The 16,071-nt window shown below is 62.9% G+C and carries 13 protein-coding genes and 1 tRNA gene; 10 read left to right on the top strand and 4 right to left on the bottom strand.

Annotated elements, in window-relative coordinates:
• Positions 1-10 precede the first annotated feature (10 nt).
• From NKG60_RS24040 to NKG60_RS24015, 6 genes are all read left to right on the top strand, one after another.
• Positions 11-1,591, top strand: a complete 1,581-nt coding sequence (locus tag NKG60_RS24040; protein WP_352867959.1) for an ABC transporter substrate-binding protein — start codon at positions 11-13, stop codon at positions 1,589-1,591.
• Between the two features lie 64 nt (positions 1,592-1,655).
• The gene (locus NKG60_RS24035) at positions 1,656-2,615 is read left to right on the top strand and encodes an ABC transporter permease (RefSeq protein ID WP_352669404.1); all 960 of its coding nucleotides are present in this window, start codon (positions 1,656-1,658) and stop codon (positions 2,613-2,615) included.
• Positions 2,615-3,517, top strand: coding sequence for an ABC transporter permease (locus tag NKG60_RS24030; RefSeq protein ID WP_352975758.1), 903 nt, complete (start codon positions 2,615-2,617; stop codon positions 3,515-3,517). The genes NKG60_RS24035 and NKG60_RS24030 overlap by 1 nt, the downstream gene beginning before the upstream one ends.
• 18 nt (positions 3,518-3,535) lie before the next feature.
• Positions 3,536-4,453, top strand: a complete 918-nt coding sequence (locus NKG60_RS24025) for a dihydrodipicolinate synthase family protein (protein WP_352669410.1) — start codon at positions 3,536-3,538, stop codon at positions 4,451-4,453.
• A complete protein-coding gene (locus NKG60_RS24020) occupies positions 4,450-5,460 on the top strand; it encodes an ABC transporter ATP-binding protein (RefSeq protein ID WP_352669423.1) in 1,011 nt (336 codons plus the stop codon). The genes NKG60_RS24025 and NKG60_RS24020 overlap by 4 nt, the downstream gene beginning before the upstream one ends.
• Positions 5,460-6,428, top strand: a complete 969-nt coding sequence (locus NKG60_RS24015) for an ABC transporter ATP-binding protein (protein WP_352669412.1) — start codon at positions 5,460-5,462, stop codon at positions 6,426-6,428. Before NKG60_RS24020 ends, NKG60_RS24015 begins: the two co-directional genes overlap by 1 nt.
• A 220-nt stretch (positions 6,429-6,648) precedes the next feature.
• Here NKG60_RS24015 and NKG60_RS24010 read toward each other — a convergent pair whose 3' ends face one another.
• Positions 6,649-6,969, bottom strand: coding sequence for a DUF167 family protein (locus NKG60_RS24010; RefSeq protein WP_352669414.1), 321 nt, complete (start codon positions 6,967-6,969; stop codon positions 6,649-6,651).
• Positions 6,970-6,982: 13 nt separating this feature from the next.
• On the bottom strand, positions 6,983-7,273 hold the full coding sequence (locus NKG60_RS24005) for a YggT family protein (RefSeq protein ID WP_023678162.1): 291 nt from the start codon (positions 7,271-7,273) through the stop codon (positions 6,983-6,985).
• 164 nt (positions 7,274-7,437) lie between these two features.
• Here NKG60_RS24005 and NKG60_RS24000 point away from each other — a divergent pair.
• From NKG60_RS24000 to NKG60_RS23985, 4 genes are all read left to right on the top strand, one after another.
• A tRNA-Ala gene (locus NKG60_RS24000) sits at positions 7,438-7,513 on the top strand.
• Between the two features lie 240 nt (positions 7,514-7,753).
• Positions 7,754-8,212 (top strand): hypothetical protein, encoded by a 459-nt coding sequence (locus NKG60_RS23995; protein WP_352669417.1) that lies wholly within the window; start codon positions 7,754-7,756, stop codon positions 8,210-8,212.
• A gap of 120 nt (positions 8,213-8,332) precedes the next feature.
• On the top strand, positions 8,333-11,545 hold the full coding sequence (locus NKG60_RS23990) for an AfsR/SARP family transcriptional regulator (protein ID WP_352669420.1): 3,213 nt from the start codon (positions 8,333-8,335) through the stop codon (positions 11,543-11,545).
• A 482-nt stretch (positions 11,546-12,027) separates the two neighbouring features.
• Entirely contained in the window at positions 12,028-13,131 is a 1,104-nt protein-coding gene (locus NKG60_RS23985) for an LGFP repeat-containing protein (RefSeq protein WP_352975755.1), read from the top strand.
• Between the two features lie 379 nt (positions 13,132-13,510).
• On the opposite strand, the gene NKG60_RS23980 is transcribed toward NKG60_RS23985, so the two are convergent.
• Positions 13,511-15,565 (bottom strand): M3 family metallopeptidase, encoded by a 2,055-nt coding sequence (locus NKG60_RS23980; protein WP_352975754.1) that lies wholly within the window; start codon positions 15,563-15,565, stop codon positions 13,511-13,513.
• A gap of 90 nt (positions 15,566-15,655) precedes the next feature.
• A complete protein-coding gene (locus NKG60_RS23975; protein WP_352670458.1) occupies positions 15,656-16,066 on the bottom strand; it encodes a nuclear transport factor 2 family protein in 411 nt (136 codons plus the stop codon).
• Positions 16,067-16,071 lie beyond the last annotated feature (5 nt).

Below are 16,071 nucleotides of genomic sequence, written 5' to 3'. Positions count from 1 at the left end.
GGAGGAAACCATGCGCATCAGGATCATCGCATTCTCAGTCGCCGGGCTGCTGCTCGCCAGCATTGCCCCGTTGACCAGTGTCCAGGCACAAAGCGCCAAGACCATTACGGGCGGCTTCGACGTCGGCCCCGGTGGTTTTCCCAAGAACTTCAACCCGCTGGTCGCGACCGGCGGCTACACCTGGCTCAGCACCTATTTTGAACCGCTGGTCATCTACAATGTCGGGCTGACCGATATCGAAGGCGACCTCGCCAAGAACTACAAGATCAGCGACGACCAGCTGAGCTATACGTTCAACCTGGTCAACGAGACCTGGCATGACGGCAAGCCGTTCACGTCGAAGGACGTCAAATTCACCCTCGAGCTTGCCAAGAACAAGGCCTCCGGCAGCCTGTTTGCCGCCCGCCTCGCCAACATCGCCTCGGTCGATGCGCCGGATGACCACACCGCAGTGGTGAAGCTATCGAAACCGAACGGCTCGTTTCTATCCATTCTCTCGCAGCTGATGATCCTGCCGGAGCATGCCCTGGCCGCTCTGCCGCCAGAATCGCTGGCGACAAGCACCTGGTGGTCGACCGCTCCGGTCGGCACCGGCCCGTTCAAGTTCAAGCGGTACGTGACCGATCAATATGTCGAACTGGCAGCCGATGACGATTATCGCGGCGGCAAGCCGAAGGTAGACGCGCTCATCAACCGCTATTTCGAGTCGCCGGCGGCGGCCGTTGCCGCGCTCCGTGCCGGCGAGATACAGTTCACCTATGTCGAGCCCGACGATGCGGCATCGTTCAAGAGCGACAGCAATTTCAAGGTGATCGAAGGTGCCTCGTACGTGGTCAACTATATCGGCCTGAACCAGAAGGTCGACCTGTTTAGGGACATCCGTGTCCGCCAGGCGATCATGCACGCGATCGATCGCAACGCCATCATCGACAGCCTCTACGGGGGTGCCGCCAAGCCAGCCAATTGCGGCTATGTCGCGCCGCATCTCGTTCCCGCAGGCCTCGAACCCTATGCCTACGATCCGGCAAAGGCCAAGGCGCTGCTGAGCGAGGCGGGCTGGGACAAGATCAACGGCGACAAGCCGATCACCTTGCTGACCTATTACGGCTCGCCGCAAGCGGCCAATGTGATGGCCGCTGTCCAGTCGATGCTGGCCGAGGTCGGCATCAATGTGGTGCCGCGGGTTGTCGATACGCCGACCTATAACGGCATCGTCTACAAGCAAGGCACGCCGGACTGGAACGCCTTTCCGATGGTCTATGCCGGCCTGCAGAACGGCCCCAACCCGGCCGGCCTCAATCCCGGCCTCAACAAGTCGCAGATCCCGCCGGCAGGCTTCAACACCATGCGCATCGAGTTCGACGACCTGAGCACCGCGTTGGACGCCGCGCTCGGCCAGACCGATCCGGCCAAGCTCGACGCCTCCTGGCAGGAGGTCTGCAAGGTGATGAACAAGGAGCTGCCCTGGGCGACGTTGTGGGTGGCCAACCGCTATGGTGTGGCCTCCAACAAGCTGCGTGACTTCGTCTGGACGCCTGCGCCGGGCGGCGGCCCCTACGCAGCTCACCCCGAGCGCTGGGACATCCAGTAAGAAACCCAACCAAGCGAGCAGGCGGGACCACTTTGGCGCCGTCTGCCACCGCCACGGAAAGCCCATGTTGAGCTTCATCGCCCGCCGCGGCGCCACCGGACTGCTGATGCTGGTCGCGCTCAGCGTCCTCATCTTCATCCTGTTGCGGCTGGCGCCGGGCGATCCGATCGACGCCTATATCAACCCATCGGTCCCCATGTCGGCTTCCGACCTCGAGGGCCTGCGCGAACGGCTCGGGCTCGATCGGCCGCTTCCCGTGCAATATCTCGCCTGGCTGCGCGCGGCGCTGAGCGGTGACTTCGGCTATTCGATCCAGCGCAGCGGCGTTGCCGTGCTGCCACTGGTCATGGAACGCATCGGCCCGACGGCGCTGCTGATGGGCACGGGCCTGGCGATCGCCATCGTGCTCGGCATTTCCGCCGGCATTTTCAGCGCCGTGCGCCGTAATGAACCGTCCGACATCGCGCTGTCGGTGCTGTCGTTCATCGGTATCTCCAGCCCAGCTTTCCTGACGGCGCTGCTCGGTCTCTATTTCTTCTCGGTGCTGCTGCGCTGGGCGCCGTCCGGCGGCATGCAGACCGCGGGTGGGCCGTTCTCGGCGACGGATGTGCTTGCACACCTCATCCTGCCCGCCTGCCTGCTGTCCATCGGCCATGCCGCGCTGATCATGCGCTACATGCGCGCCTCGCTGCTGGAAGTGCTCAACCAGGACTACGTGCGGACGGCGCGCGCCAAGGGCGTGCGCGAGTTCTGGGTGATCATCAAGCACGCCACCCGCAATGCGCTCTTGCCGGTCATTACCCTGATCGGTTCGACGGTCGGCATCGCCATCGGCGGCGCCATCTTCCTGGAAAGCGTGTTCAACTGGCCGGGCATGGGACTGCTTCTGGTCAACGCCGTCGGCACCCGCGACTACCCGGTGATCATGGGCGCTACCCTGGTGATCGGCGTTTGCGTCATCCTGGTCAACCTGTTGACTGACGTCGTCTATGCCGTCGTCGACCCGCGCATTCAGGTGGCTTAATGGCAATCACCGCGCCAGATCCTACAGTTGACCCGATAGCCGCGCCGCAAACCAAAGGGCCGCTTCGCTGCGCGCTCGACCGCTTCTTTGAAAACCGCGCGGCGCGTGCCGGGCTTTTGATCGTCATCCCGATCCTGCTGGCGGTTTCGACTTATCCTCTGTGGTGGCCGCTCGGCCCGAACGCCATCGACCTCCGAGCAATGAACAAGGCGCCGTCGGCCATTCATTGGCTGGGTAGTGATGGCGTCGGGCGTGATGTCATGGCCCGGCTGCTGCAAGGCGGGCGGATCTCATTGCTGGTTGCCGTCAGCTCGGTCGCCATTTCGACCGTCATCGGCTTCCTGGTCGGCGCCGTCGCCAGCTTTGGCGGGCGGCTTGTCGACGGCACGGTGATGCGCCTGGTCGACCTGGCGATGACGCTGCCGCCGGTGATCTTCCTGCTGGTGCTGGCCTCAATCGCCGGCACCGGCATCGCCCCGACCATCCTGGTGATCTCCCTGCTCTCCTGGCCGGTGCTGTCGCGCATGGTGCGTGCCCGGCTGCTCGAACTGCGCGAGCGCGACTTCGTCGTCGCCGCCCGCGGCATGGGGGCGGGGCTGCCGCATCTGCTGTTCCGGCACGGCCTGCCCAATTGCATCGATATCCTGGTCGTCTACGCCGCCTTGCAGATCGCCAACGCCATCCTGCTTGAGGCCGGCCTGTCCTTCCTCGGCCTCGGCATCGCACCGCCCGAAGCCAGCTGGGGCAACATGCTCAACCTCGCCCGCTCCACCGTCGTGCTGGAAAATTACCCCTGGCAATGGCTGTTCCCGGGCGCCGCACTGGTGCTCACCGTGCTCGCCATCAATTTTATCGGCGACGGCTTGCGCGACGCATTCGACCCTCGCTCCGATCTCAACTGACCTCAAAGGTTCATCAAAATGCCCCTGTTTACCGGCGTCGTGCCACCTGTCGTCACCCCGCTCAATGCCGATTTCAGCATCGACTTCCCGTCGTTCACGCGCACTATCGAGAACCTGCTCGACGGCGGTGTTCACGGGCTGTTTGTGCTCGGCTCGACCAGCGAGGTGGTCTTCCACGACGAAGCGGGCCGCAGGGCCATCCTCGAGCATGCGGTCAAGGTCAATAACGGCCGGGTTCCGATCTTCGCCGGCGTCATCGATCCGACGACCGATCGTGTCATCAACCACGCCCGCATCGCCAGATCGGCCGGCGCCGACGCCGTCGTTGTCACCGCGCCCTTCTACACCCGCACCAGCCAGCCCGAGATCGCCGATCACTTCCGCTATATCAAGGATGCGATCGATCTCCCTGTCATCGCCTACGACATCCCGGTCTGCGTCCATGTCAAGCTGGAGCGCAAGACCACGGTCGGCCTCGCCAGGGAAGGCGCCATCGCGGGCATCAAGGATTCCAGCGGCGATGACGGCAATCTGCGTTACGTGCTCAAGGACATGGCAAACGACCCGGGTTTTTTCGGCATGACCGGATCCGAGATCCTGGTCGACAGCGCGCTGGCCATGGGTGCGCATGGCGTCGTGCCGGGCCTCGCCAATGTCGACCCGCATGGCTATGTCAAGCTGTGGAAGCTGACCCAGGCGGGCCAGTACGCTGAAGCCCGCCTGGAGCAGGAGCGGTTGTTGAAACTGTTCGAGATCGTCTGGATCTCGCTTGGCAGGACAAGCGCCGGCTCGGCCGGCGTCGGCGCATTCAAGGCAGCGATGAAGAGCCTCGGCATCATCGCCTCGAACACCATGGCGCGGCCGCAACGCAGCCTGAACGGGGAGGAAACCGCGAAGATCGACATGATCCTTCGCGACGTGGGGCTGCTCCGCTGAGTGTCGCGCCGATCCTCTCGATTTCCGGCCTGCGCGCGGTGTTCCGCATTGCGGGGCGCGACATCGCGGCGGTAACGGATGTCGACCTGACGATCGGCTTCGGCGAGACGCTGGCGCTCGTCGGCGAATCCGGATCCGGCAAGTCCGTCACCAGCCTGTCGATCATCGGCCTGTTGCCGAAAAGGGTCGGACATATTGCCGAGGGATCGATCGCGCTGCGGCGCAAGAACGGCACGGTCACCGAGCTGACCAGCCTCGACGCCGAGTCGCTGCGCAAGATACGCGGCAACGAGATCGGCATGGTGTTCCAGGAGCCGATGACCAGCCTGAACCCGGTCTACACGATCGGCGAGCAGATCGCCGAACCGATCCGCATCCATCTCGGCAAATCGCACCGCGAGGCAGAAGCAGACGCGGTGCGGCTGCTGGAGCAGGTCGGCATTCCCGATCCGAAGCGGCGGGCGCGGCAGTATCCACACGAACTTTCGGGCGGGATGCGCCAGCGCGCCACTATCGCCATGGCCCTGTCCTGCGATCCGGGCTTGCTGATCGCCGACGAGCCGACAACGGCATTGGACGTCACTATCCAGGCCCAGATCCTCGATCTTTTGGCGGCGCTGCAGGCGCAGCGCGGCATGGGCATCCTGTTTGTCACCCACAATCTCGGCGTCGTCGCCGAAATCGCCGACCGGGTGGCGGTGATGTATGCCGGGCGTATCGTCGAAACAGGTCCGGTGAGCGAAGTGTTCACCCGTCCGCGTCATCCCTATACGGCCGGGTTGATGCGCTCGGTGCCGCGGCTCGGTGAGGCCACGGCGCTGAAGGCGGCGGGAACGCCGCTCCCGACGATTGCCGGCAATGTTCCCTCGCTCGCCTTGCTGCCCAAGGGCTGTTCCTTCGCGCCGCGCTGCCCGATGGCCATCGCCGCCTGCCGCGCCGCGGTTCCTCCGTTGTTTGCGGCGACGCCGACCCAACAAAGCCGCTGCCTGCGCTGGGAGGAGCTCTGATGGCCGACGCCCCCTTTCTCACGGTCAAAAACCTGACCAAGCATTTTGCGCCGACTGCATTCTCGCGCGGACCCGTCGTTAGGGCGCTGGAGGATATTTCCTTCGATATCAGGCGTGGCCAGGTGGTCGGCCTGGTCGGCGAATCCGGGTCCGGCAAGACCACGATCGGCCGCTCGGTGCTGCGTCTGATCGAGCCGACGTCCGGCGAAATCAACTATGACGGCACCGATATCACCAGGCTGAGTGCGGCCCAGTTGCGCCGCCAGCGCCGCAAGATGCAGTATATTTTCCAGGATCCCTTCACCAGCCTGTCGCCGCGCATGACGATCGGGCAGATCCTCACCGAAGGCCTGGACATTCAAGCCATTGGCAAGAAATCCGAGCGGCGGGCGAAGGCGAAGAAGGCACTTGCTGCGGTCGAGTTGCCGGTCGACGCCTATCACCGCTACGCCCACGAATTCTCGGGTGGGCAGCGCCAGCGCATCGGCATCGCCCGGGCGCTGACGCTCGAGCCGGAATTCATCGTCGCCGATGAGCCGGTCTCGGCACTCGACGTCTCGATCCAGGCGCAAATCATCAATTTGTTGCGCGACCTGCAGCTCCGGCTCGGTCTGACCATGCTGTTCATTTCGCACGATCTGGCCGTGGTCGAGTACATCTGCGACACGGTCATCGTGCTCTATCTCGGGCGCATCATGGAGGTTGCGCCGGCGGTCGAACTCTATGCCCGGCCGCAGCATCCCTACACGCGCGCGCTGCTGTCAGCCATTCCGTCGCTCGATCCGCTGGCCAGGCAAGGCCGGCAGGTGCTCAAAGGCGGCATTCCCAGTCCGGCGAACCCGCCGTCGGGCTGTGTTTTCCGAACCCGTTGCCCGTTTGTGCTGGAGGCTTGCGCCGGGGCTGTACCGCCGCTGCGGGCGACAGCCGACCGCCATCTGAAGGCCTGCATCCGCGACGACATCGCGTAAGGAGTGATTGCGGCCTAGACAACGGCTCCAGCCTGGGTTCACGAAGCTGTTATAGTGGTCTCCGGTCATTAAAACGTCAGCAATGCCGACCCATATGCAATCCGCGCCGGATGTTTCCTCCCATTCGTCCGGCGCGTTCCCCTCTGAAGGTTTTCGACCTTCACATCTGGCCGGGCTTTGCAGCCCGGCCTTTTTTGCGGGGTAAGTGAGCGAGCCGAGATCATGGCGCAGGCGTGCCCAGCGTATCGATGCGTTTCGCTAGCGCCGCGGGATCGCCAAGCACGCGCAGCGTCTTCAGCCGAGCAGTGCCGCCGGCGGCGATCGAGACGCCCGATGCCGGCACGCCAAGCGCTTTGCCGACCAGCTTTTCCAGCGCTCGATTGGCGGCCCCGTTTTCCGGCACGGCGCGGACGCGGGCTTTTAGATAGCTTCGCCCATCCGCCGATGTTTCGATGCCCTCCAGCCTGTCCATCGCCGCTTTCGGCGTCAGCCGGACGAATAGGTCGATGCCGTCGGTGCGCGTGCGGAACGGCGCGCTCATGGGACGCCTGAACTCAGACGACCAGCGAAAGCACGGTGGTGAGCAGGAACTGCCGGATGAAGAACAGGATCAGCAGCAGGATGATCGGCGAGATGTCGATGCCGCCGAGATCGGGCATGAAGCGGCGGATCGGCCGCAGCGCCGGCTCGGTCAGCCGATAGAGCATGTTGCTGATGGTGTCGACGAACTGGTTGCGCGAGTTGACGACGTTGAAGGCGTAGAGCCAGGAAAATATCGCCGAGGCGATGATGATCCACCAGTAAAGGTCAAGCGCCATGACAATGGTCTGAATGAGGGCGATCATGCCGGTCTCCGATTGTTGCCGACATGTAGCCACTGTAGGGGAAAGCGGCAAGAGCCGCCTTCCGCAGCATGGCGAAGCCGGACAAACGGCCGAACGGCATTTCGGCAGCAAGCGCAGCCTTGACAGGAAACCGCAGCGGCCGATAAAAGCCCCATCCGCTGGACGGGGCTGTAGCTCAGCTGGGAGAGCGCGTCGTTCGCAATGACGAGGTCAGGAGTTCGATCCTCCTCAGCTCCACCAGCGGATTTTTTGAATCCCTTACCTGGTTGCATGCCGAAGACCCGCTTGGATTTCATGGCTATCCTCAGCTGAAGCAACCGAATGCATCGCGGGCCCTCTGCCGGCTTGGCACTGTCATCGTCGGGTGGATTCACATCGGCGGCGTAAAGGTCCTCTACACCAGTAGCGTATGCGGCCTATTGCCACTGCGCCTCGTCCTTGCCAGACTTGGCCCGTCTTCAAAACCGAGGGGAATTCACTATGACCAGCACGACAAGACGTGATTTTGTAGGTCTTACAGGAGTGGCAGCGACTGCCCTGGCCGGTGCTGTTGCAACACGAGCTACCGCTGCTGAAACCGACGTATCGCCATCGTTCGATGAGGTTCTTCAAGAGTACAATCAAAACAACACAGAAAGGACTAGATCAAGGCTGGCGATCTATGTGGTGCTTTCTCATCTGCACGCCAGCCTCGAGGAGGAATTTAGTGACCTTGGGCTAGAGCTGCCTTTGGGAAAAAAGGCCCTGCCATCGAATCTGCCGGCCAATTTCGAGGACGCGCAGGTTGCACCCCTTCCTTGGCTCTTCAAGCCCTCGGAAGTTACCGACCAGGAACGAAGCGGCTATGCGACGATTGCAATGCGAATGAACGCAGTGATGGCAAGACACACCGCCGACGTGAGTGTCGGGGTTTCGCATATCATGTCACACAAGGGATAACCGCGACCTTGCCGGCGAGCACGGCACGTCAGGCGAGCACAACGCCGGCCGGCGATTTGTTGTTGCGGGCGAACCGATTACCTGTTTTCGCGAGGCGACTGCGCTGCGAGAGTCCTCACAATGGATAAATCCTTCCGGGACGCGCCGCGCGAGATAGCAAAGCTCTCGGCACCCCGGCCAGTGGGAATTGTCAGCCGTCCGCGCGTAGTGGCGCTGCTTTCGCAGGCCCTCGACAGCGGTGCATGCTGGCTGGCTGCGCCTGGTGGATACGGCAAGACCACCGCGGTGATCGACTTTCTGGAACAAGGCGGGCTGAAGCGAGGCGGGCTGAAGCAAGGCGAATCGGCGTACAACTGGTATCGGGTCGACACCGAGGACCAGGACGTTGCGCGCCTTTTCCACTACCTGACGCTGTCGCTCGACGGCGGGCATGCCGGCATGCCCGTCTTCGGTCCGGAATATGCCGACAATTCCGACGATTTCGCGCGGCTGTTCTTCCGCACTTATTTCTCGCGGCTTGATCCCGGCACGATCCTGGTCCTCGACGATCTGCATCGTGCCGACGCGCCAGGCTTCCGCCGGACGCTGGCGATCCTGTTGCGCGAACGCCCCAACACCATCCGCTGCATCTGCACATCGCGGATGCTGCCCGAGGGCGATGTCGCCGACCTCGTGCTGTCGGGACAGTTGCCGGTCCTCAACCAAACGCTGCTGGAGTTTTCGCCTGCGGAGGCACGCAACCTCGTCGCCGCCCGCTCGCAATCGCCGTCCGAGGTCGGCGACATTTCGGAGGCGCGCGGCTGGGCGGTGGGCCTTCTCCTGCTGGCCAACGCCGGAATGTACTACCCGCTTTCGCAGACCGGCCTTGCCGGAGGCGCCGGCCTTCGGGAGATTGTCGGACGTTATTTCCTGCGCGACATCGCGCCGGAGGACCAGGATCTGCTTATCAGGCTCAACGTTCTGCCGGAGATCAGCACTGAGCTTGCCGATGCGTTCCTGGGCTCGCCGCAGGCTGCTCGCCTGCTGGTGCGGCTGCAGCATCGCCAGCTGCTGATCACGCGCGACGGTCCGGGCGGCGCCGCCTTCCAGCTGCATGACTTGTTGCGCGAATACCTTGCCGGCCTACTGGACCGGCGCGTGACGGAAGCGGACCGTTCCAGGCTGCGCGAGCAGGCTGCAAAGGTCCTGCACGAGGCAGGCAAAACCGACGCGGCAATCGTCCTGGCGTTGCAGGCGGGCGCCTGGCCGCTGGCACGCCAGCTCATTCTGGTGTGCGCCAACGGCGTTCTCTCGCAAGGGCGCCGGGCCAGCTTCGTCGAATGGTGCAACAGGCTGCCCCCCGACCAGATGGACGGGTGGGTTCATTATTGGCTGGGCGTCGCCTTCGCATCGGACGATGCGAAGGCCGAACCGCACTTCTCCAAGGCATGGCAAGCATTCGAGAACACCGACATGCGCGGCCAATGCCTGACCGTCGCGCGGGCGGTCGTGGTCAAGACCGCCAGCTGGCGTACGCATGAGGGGCTGGCGGACTGGACGCGCCGAGCCTCACAGCTTCTTGCCAAGGGATTGCCGGAGTTGGATCCGGAGGAACTCATGATGGTCAGGCTCGGCATCCTGCGGGCCATCGATTTCGCCGAACCCGGCGAATTCGAAGCCCACGACGCCAAGCGCCTCGTGAATGATATCCAGCAGCGCCTGACACGTCTGCCGATAGAAGATTCGGTCGAGTTGCGCCTGCTGGCAAGCGAAGCGCTCATCGACTACGCGACCTCGTCGGGGCAGCGCGACATTTTTGCCAATGCCGTGGACAGCGTTGCCGCCGATCTCGAACATCCGGATATCCCGCCCCTGGTGCTCGGCATGTGGCTGGTGTCCTTTGGCTCGGCCAGCGGCCGTTACTTCCCCTATTCGCGGCGCGGTTTTGTCTATGCATCGGCCGAGGATGCGTTGCGACGCGCAACGGCGATAGGCGAGCAGCACGCCTTACGGGGCGTCGAGTTCAGCGCCCTCTATCAGCTTCAATTGCTGATGAAGCTTCACAACAAGTTCTCGGAATTCAATGCGCTTGTCTCCCGGCTGGGCGAGATCGCGGACAGCAGGTTCACCACCCAGGTCGCGGTGGTCGCCGACTGCCACGCGGCGATGCACACGCGCAATGGCGACTTCGCCAAGGCCTATCTCGACTGCGATGTCTTCATGGATGCGATCGAGCGGGCGAATGAGCCGATGATCGAACGCTGGCCGCATTACGTCACCAAATACCAGGTTCTGCTTGCCGACCGGCGTCCGGCGGAGGCGACTACGCTACTCCAGGAGATCGTCGAAAGGCTGAGCGGCGGCCCCCGCCAGCGTGTCGAACTGAGCATTCTGGCCGCCCAGGCTCTGGAGCAGAAGTGGAACGGCGGCGCGTCCTATGGCGCTCGTCTGGCTGAATTCATGGAGGCGCTGCGCCAGGTCAACCCCTCCGCAATCCTGCTCAACCTGCCGGACTTATTGGCCGATCTGGTCGCCGATGCGCTGGAGCGAAAGATCGACGTCGATCTGTGCCGCCGCGTCGTTCGGGCGCGATATCTGGTCCCGCCCGCTGGCCGACCCGCCCAGTGGCCTTGGCCGCTCAGGATCCACTTGATGGGAGGCTACCGCCTCGAGATCGATGGCGCCGAGGTCGCGCCCGGTGCCAAACCTACCCGCGCGCTCGACATATTGCGCATTATCTGCCTGTCGAGGGACCAGGTCTCTTCTGTGGAAACCCTGCAGGATTGGCTCTGGCCCGACCTCGACGGCGACCAGGCCAAGGCGGCTCTGGAGCAGGCGCTGCATCGTCTGCGCAAATTGCTCGGGCAAGGCGATTTCGTAACGCTGAGAGAAGGCCGTTTGCGACTCGCTGCCGACAAGGTCTGGGTCGATCTACAGGATTGGGAAGACCGGCTGAAACGTGTGCTGTCGGGCCAAGGAGACAGCACGATCGAGGAGAAGGAAGCGCTGCTGGAAAGCTTTTTCGGTCCGCTTTTCTCGAATGGCCCGGCGCCCGCCTGGTCGAACGCCGCGGCCGACCGGGTGCGGGACGGGTTGGTGGAGCTTGCCGTGCGAATCGCCAAACACTGGCAGAGCCAAGGCAACGCGGATCGGGCACGCCAGGCGTGCCGGCGTGCCCTCGATTTCTACCCGGAATCGGCCAAACTCCATGGGACGCTCATCCAGGAGAGCCTCTCCAGGAACGACCATGCCGGTGCCATCGAGGATTACCGGCGCTATGAACGCGCGCTCGCTTCGACCGGCGATGACGAGCCCTCGCCTTTGCTGCGCTCGCTCGTGCGCCCGTTTCTCTAGACCGGTTCATCGTTTCACGGAAACGCCGAACCGCTCTATCTCTTTATTTTTGCGCAATTCCCTAGGGAAAGCGCTACGCGATTTTCCCGGGAAAACCGTTTCACACTTTTCCGGGAATTGCTTTGGCGCAGCTCGGAACTCTGTAAGCCGTCCGTAAGTCGCGGTCTGGGAACCTCAGCCCGTCGATCAAAACCGATCGCCGGAGGCCTGAAGCCCCCGATACCAACACTCACAGGAAGGAAAAGGTCATGCCGTATACTGCCAGAGCAACTTCGAGAGTGCGTGCCGGCGCCGTCCGCGCTGGAGCCACAAGATTTGCCGACCAGCTCAGGATCGGGCCTTGGTCGCTCCTCTCGCCCGAAGCTGTCATACAGCAAAAGTACAACTCCCTTGGAGGCGCCGGCTTCGCCGAGATCGACAGGAAGGACACTGGAAAAGCCTGGTATCTCAAGAACGGCTCATGCATTTGCTACAACGATGCCATGCACGACGCCTTTGAGATCCATGGCGAAATCTACAAGAAGTGGATTGCGCTTGGCGGTCTCGCGTGGGGCATTCCCTGCACCGACGAAACCGGAACTCCCGACGGCGTCGGCCGATACAATCACTTCAACAACAATACCGCTTCGATCTACTGGACACCGAACACCGGTGCTCAAGCGATTTGGGGGGCCATTCGCGGCAAATGGGCAGCAATGGGCTGGGAGCGCTCGGTTCTCGGCTATCCGGTGACCGACGAAACTGGAACTCCCGACGGCGTCGGGCGCTACAACCATTTTGCCAATGCCGGCTCGATCTACTGGACACCGAACACAGGAGCCAACGTGGTGTACGGTGACATCCGCAAGAAGTGGGAGAGCCTGGGCTGGGAACAGTCATATCTGGGCTATCCCACGACCGACGAGACCGAATTTGCCGATGGTGGCCGTGCCAATCTGTTTGAAAACGGTGGCATATACTGGTGGCCCGACACCGGCGCGGTCGACCTTCGAGATGTCGTCGTCCACTATACCGGCCTCCATTGCTTCGGCGAGACCGACTGGGATCAGGGGTCGAGTGCGGATGAACCCTATGTCATCGTCAGCGTGACAACGCCGCAGGTCGCCGACACCAAGCGCAGCCAGGTCTATGGCGACGTTGATGCCGGAGATACAAGACCCGACCTTATGGAAATTTATCGAGGCAAGCCCTACGGCATCAATATCGGTACGGTGCTGATGGAAAATGATTTTGGCGATCCCAACAAGTACAAGGACGAGGTGCAGAAGATCGTCATGGGCGTCCATACGGCCGGTACGCTGGCTTTGGGCCTCATTCCGGTAGCGGGACCTATCATTGCCGCCATAGCCGCCCCGGCCCTGGGATCCTTGATGCCATCGATCGGCGGCGCCATCAGCGATCTCTTCGATTGGGGCGATGACAGGATCGGGAGCGCGACAGTGACCATCTCCGCAAAGCAGATGGTGTTGCTCGCGGCACGCACGAACAATACCACCTTCAGCGGGATTGGGTTCAAAGTGGAAACGCCCCTGATTTCCGGCGATGGGGCTTCCTACAAAGCCTACTTTGGCTTTGTGCCTGCCTAGGCCAATCGCCCCGGCAAAAAAGCTTGCCGGGACAATCAACTTACCAGCCCCGCCTTCCGTTGGCGGGGCTGACAGCTCGACTGAGAGATTTATTTCCGTAGCGGTCGTCGCAAGGCGCGGTCCAGATGCGGCAGCGCCGATCAGCATAGCGGGCAAGCTGTCGTTGTACCCCCGCACAGCCCGTAGCGCCGCAATGAACGCGGCTCCTTTGGCCGGAACGATGGAGACCGCATTAAGTGCAGTCACCTCAACGATGCGGCCGCAGCCAGCGAGGCCGAGCCGGACCGGCGGAAACCGGATCAGGCGGTGCGCAACCCGACGCGATGACAGCCGACATCAATCAGGATGGAAAGAGAACGATTACAAGAGCGGGCATGCATCACACCAGCCCGCGCTTGGCCATCATTGCTTCCGGGGAAGGCATCTTGCCGCGGAAGGCGGTGTAGAGTTCTTCCGGGTCCTTCGAGCCGCCGGCGGCGTAGATGTTCTTCCGCAGCCGCTCGGCCAGCGCCGGGTTGAAGGGATCGTCTGTTTCCTCGAAGGCGGCGAAAGCGTCGGCGTCGAGAACTTCCGACCACATGTAGGAGTAATAGCCGGCCGAATAGCCACCGTCGGCAAAGATATGGCCGAAATGCGGGGTGCGGTGACGCATCGCGATGGTGTCAGGCATGTCGAGCTTTTCGAGCGTTTCGGCTTCGAAACGAAGCGGCTGGTCCGGCGCATCCGGCCGCGCATGGTAGGCCATGTCGACCAAGGCCGAGGCGGTGAACTCGACTGTGGCGAAGCCGGCGCCGAAGGTGCGCGCCGCCAGCATCTTGTCGACCAGCGCCTTTGGCATCGGCTTGCCGGTCTTGACATGCAGCGCATGCTTTTCCAGCACTGCCGGCACCGTCAGCCAGTGTTCGTAGAGTTGTGAAGGCAGCTCGACGAAATCGCGGCTGACCGAGGTGCCAGCGACCGATGGCCAGGTAACGTCGGTCAGCATGCCGTGCAGCGCGTGACCGAATTCGTGGAACAAGGTCTTGGCCTCGTCGACCGACAGCAAGGCTGCCTCGCCGGCCGGCGGCTTGGCGAAATTCATGATGTTGTAGATGACCGGCCTGGAGCCATCGCCAAGCTTGTAGCCGGATTTCAGCGCGCTCATCCAGGCGCCGGAGCGCTTCGAGGGTCGCGCGAAATAATCGGCGAGGAACAGGCCGCGCTCGCTGCCGTCGGCATTCTTCACGACGAAAACACGTGCGTCCGGATGCCAGGTGGCAATGCCCTTCTTTTCCTCGAAGGAAATGCCGAACAATCGTGTCGCCACGTCGAAACAAGCGTCAATGATGCGGTCGAGCTGCAGATATGGCTTCAGCTCGGCCTCGTCGAAGGCGAATTTCTCGGCGCGCAGCTTCTCCTGATAGAAGCGCCAGTCCCAGGCGGCGAATTTCTCGTTGCTGCCGGCCTTCGCCGCCAGCCGCTGCAATTCGGCCCGGTCGCTTGCCGCCTTTTCCACCGCCTTTTCCCAGACCGGATCGAGCAGCGCGTGCACCGCCTCCGGCGTCTTGGCCATGGTATCGTCGAGCTTCAATGCGGCGTAGGAAGGATAGCCGAGCAGCTTCGCCTTCTCGGCGCGCAGGCGCAGCATGTCGCGCACCACTTCCGTGTTGTCGGTGGCGCCGCCATTCTGACCACGCATGATGAAGGCGCGGAACGCTGTCTCGCGCAGGTCGCGGCGTTCTGAGAAGGTCGAGAACGGCTCGTAGATCGACCGCGACAAGGTGACGGCGTAGCGGCCCTTCTGGCCGCGCATCTCGGCGGCTTCCGCCATCGAGCCTTTCAGGAATTCCGGCAGGCCGGCAAGATCGGCCTCATCGAGGAATAGCGCCCAGTCGCGCTCGTCGGCAAGCACGTTCTGGCCGAAATTGGTGCCGAGCGACGACAATTCCTCGTTGATCGATGCCAGCCGCTTCTTGCCTTCGGCGTCGAGCCTGGCGCCGGAGCGGACGAAGTTTTTCCAGGTCTTTTCCAAGACCCGCAGCGTTTCGGCATCGAGCTTCAAAGCCTCGCGGCGCTGATAGAGGTCGTCGATGCGGGCAAACAGGCCCTCATTCATCGAAATCGCCGAGAAATGCCGCGACATTTTTGGTGAGATGTCGCGCTCCAGCGCCTGGATCGCCTCATTGGTGTGGGCGCCGGCGCGGCACCAGAAGATCGACGAAACATGGTCGAGAGCCTCGCCGGCGAGTTCGAGTGCGGCAAGCGTATTGTCGATGGTCGGCGTCTCGCCGTTGCCGGCAATCGCCTCGATCTCGGCCTCATGCGCCTTCAGGGCCGCGTCGAAGACCGGAGAAAAATCGCCGTCGCCGATGCGCGTGAAATCAGGCAGGCCGAGCGGCCCTTGCCACGCGGTCAGCGGATGGGCGGCGAGGTCGACGGTGGACGGCATGGGCAAACTTTCGCTGAGTGGGTGGGGGAAGCGGATCGTCACCGATGTAAGGCGCCGGCCGGCTCCACGCAACAGCGCGCCCCGTTCATGATTTCCTCAGTAGCCATCGCAATTTTCGGCGATCGCGGCTTGCGAACTGGCGGTGATTTGGTCGTTGGCGACCGCAAAGGTCTCCTGCATCAGCATGTCGTTGCTGGGAAAATCATAGCAGGCGATCACAGTGGTGACGCCGCCCTCCGATTTCTCGATCCGGTGGCGGATTTCGGCCCCGGCGACGGCGCCTTGCCACTCGGCGATCGAGGCGATGAATTCCTGCTTGCTTTGCACGACGCCGAGGTCGTCGAGCTTGATGCGGACGTTGTCGGCGAGCAGGTCCGACAATTCGCTGCGGTCGGCGACGAGCAGTGCCGAATACCAGCGGTCGATGATCGCGCTGTCGTCGGCACGGGCGAAATCCGCCGAGCAGAGCAGTGCCGCAGCCGCGAACGCGTCCCGAAGTCGCACCATGCCCA

This window comes from Mesorhizobium sp. M1428 (assembly GCF_040317515.1).
Lineage (GTDB): Bacteria > Pseudomonadota > Alphaproteobacteria > Rhizobiales > Rhizobiaceae > Mesorhizobium.
Note: the sequence above shows the minus strand (reverse complement) of the source record. Positions and strands in the feature narration are given on the sequence as shown.

What these genes read in the sequence shown, in the direction of transcription:
- NKG60_RS24040 (WP_352867959.1), top strand. Translation starts at nt 11, where the DNA reads ATGCGCATCAGGATCATCGCATTCTCAGTCGCCGGGCTGCTGCTCGCC.
- NKG60_RS24035 (WP_352669404.1), top strand. Translation starts at nt 1,656, where the DNA reads ATGTTGAGCTTCATCGCCCGCCGCGGCGCCACCGGACTGCTGATGCTG.
- NKG60_RS24030 (WP_352975758.1), top strand. Translation starts at nt 2,615, where the DNA reads ATGGCAATCACCGCGCCAGATCCTACAGTTGACCCGATAGCCGCGCCG.
- NKG60_RS24025 (WP_352669410.1), top strand. Translation starts at nt 3,536, where the DNA reads ATGCCCCTGTTTACCGGCGTCGTGCCACCTGTCGTCACCCCGCTCAAT.
- NKG60_RS24015 (WP_352669412.1), top strand. Translation starts at nt 5,460, where the DNA reads ATGGCCGACGCCCCCTTTCTCACGGTCAAAAACCTGACCAAGCATTTT.
- NKG60_RS24010 (WP_352669414.1), bottom strand. Translation starts at nt 6,969, where the DNA reads ATGAGCGCGCCGTTCCGCACGCGCACCGACGGCATCGACCTATTCGTC.
- NKG60_RS24005 (WP_023678162.1), bottom strand. Translation starts at nt 7,273, where the DNA reads ATGATCGCCCTCATTCAGACCATTGTCATGGCGCTTGACCTTTACTGG.
- NKG60_RS23995 (WP_352669417.1), top strand. Translation starts at nt 7,754, where the DNA reads ATGACCAGCACGACAAGACGTGATTTTGTAGGTCTTACAGGAGTGGCA.
- NKG60_RS23990 (WP_352669420.1), top strand. Translation starts at nt 8,333, where the DNA reads ATGGATAAATCCTTCCGGGACGCGCCGCGCGAGATAGCAAAGCTCTCG.
- NKG60_RS23985 (WP_352975755.1), top strand. Translation starts at nt 12,028, where the DNA reads ATGCACGACGCCTTTGAGATCCATGGCGAAATCTACAAGAAGTGGATT.
- NKG60_RS23975 (WP_352670458.1), bottom strand. Translation starts at nt 16,066, where the DNA reads ATGGTGCGACTTCGGGACGCGTTCGCGGCTGCGGCACTGCTCTGCTCG.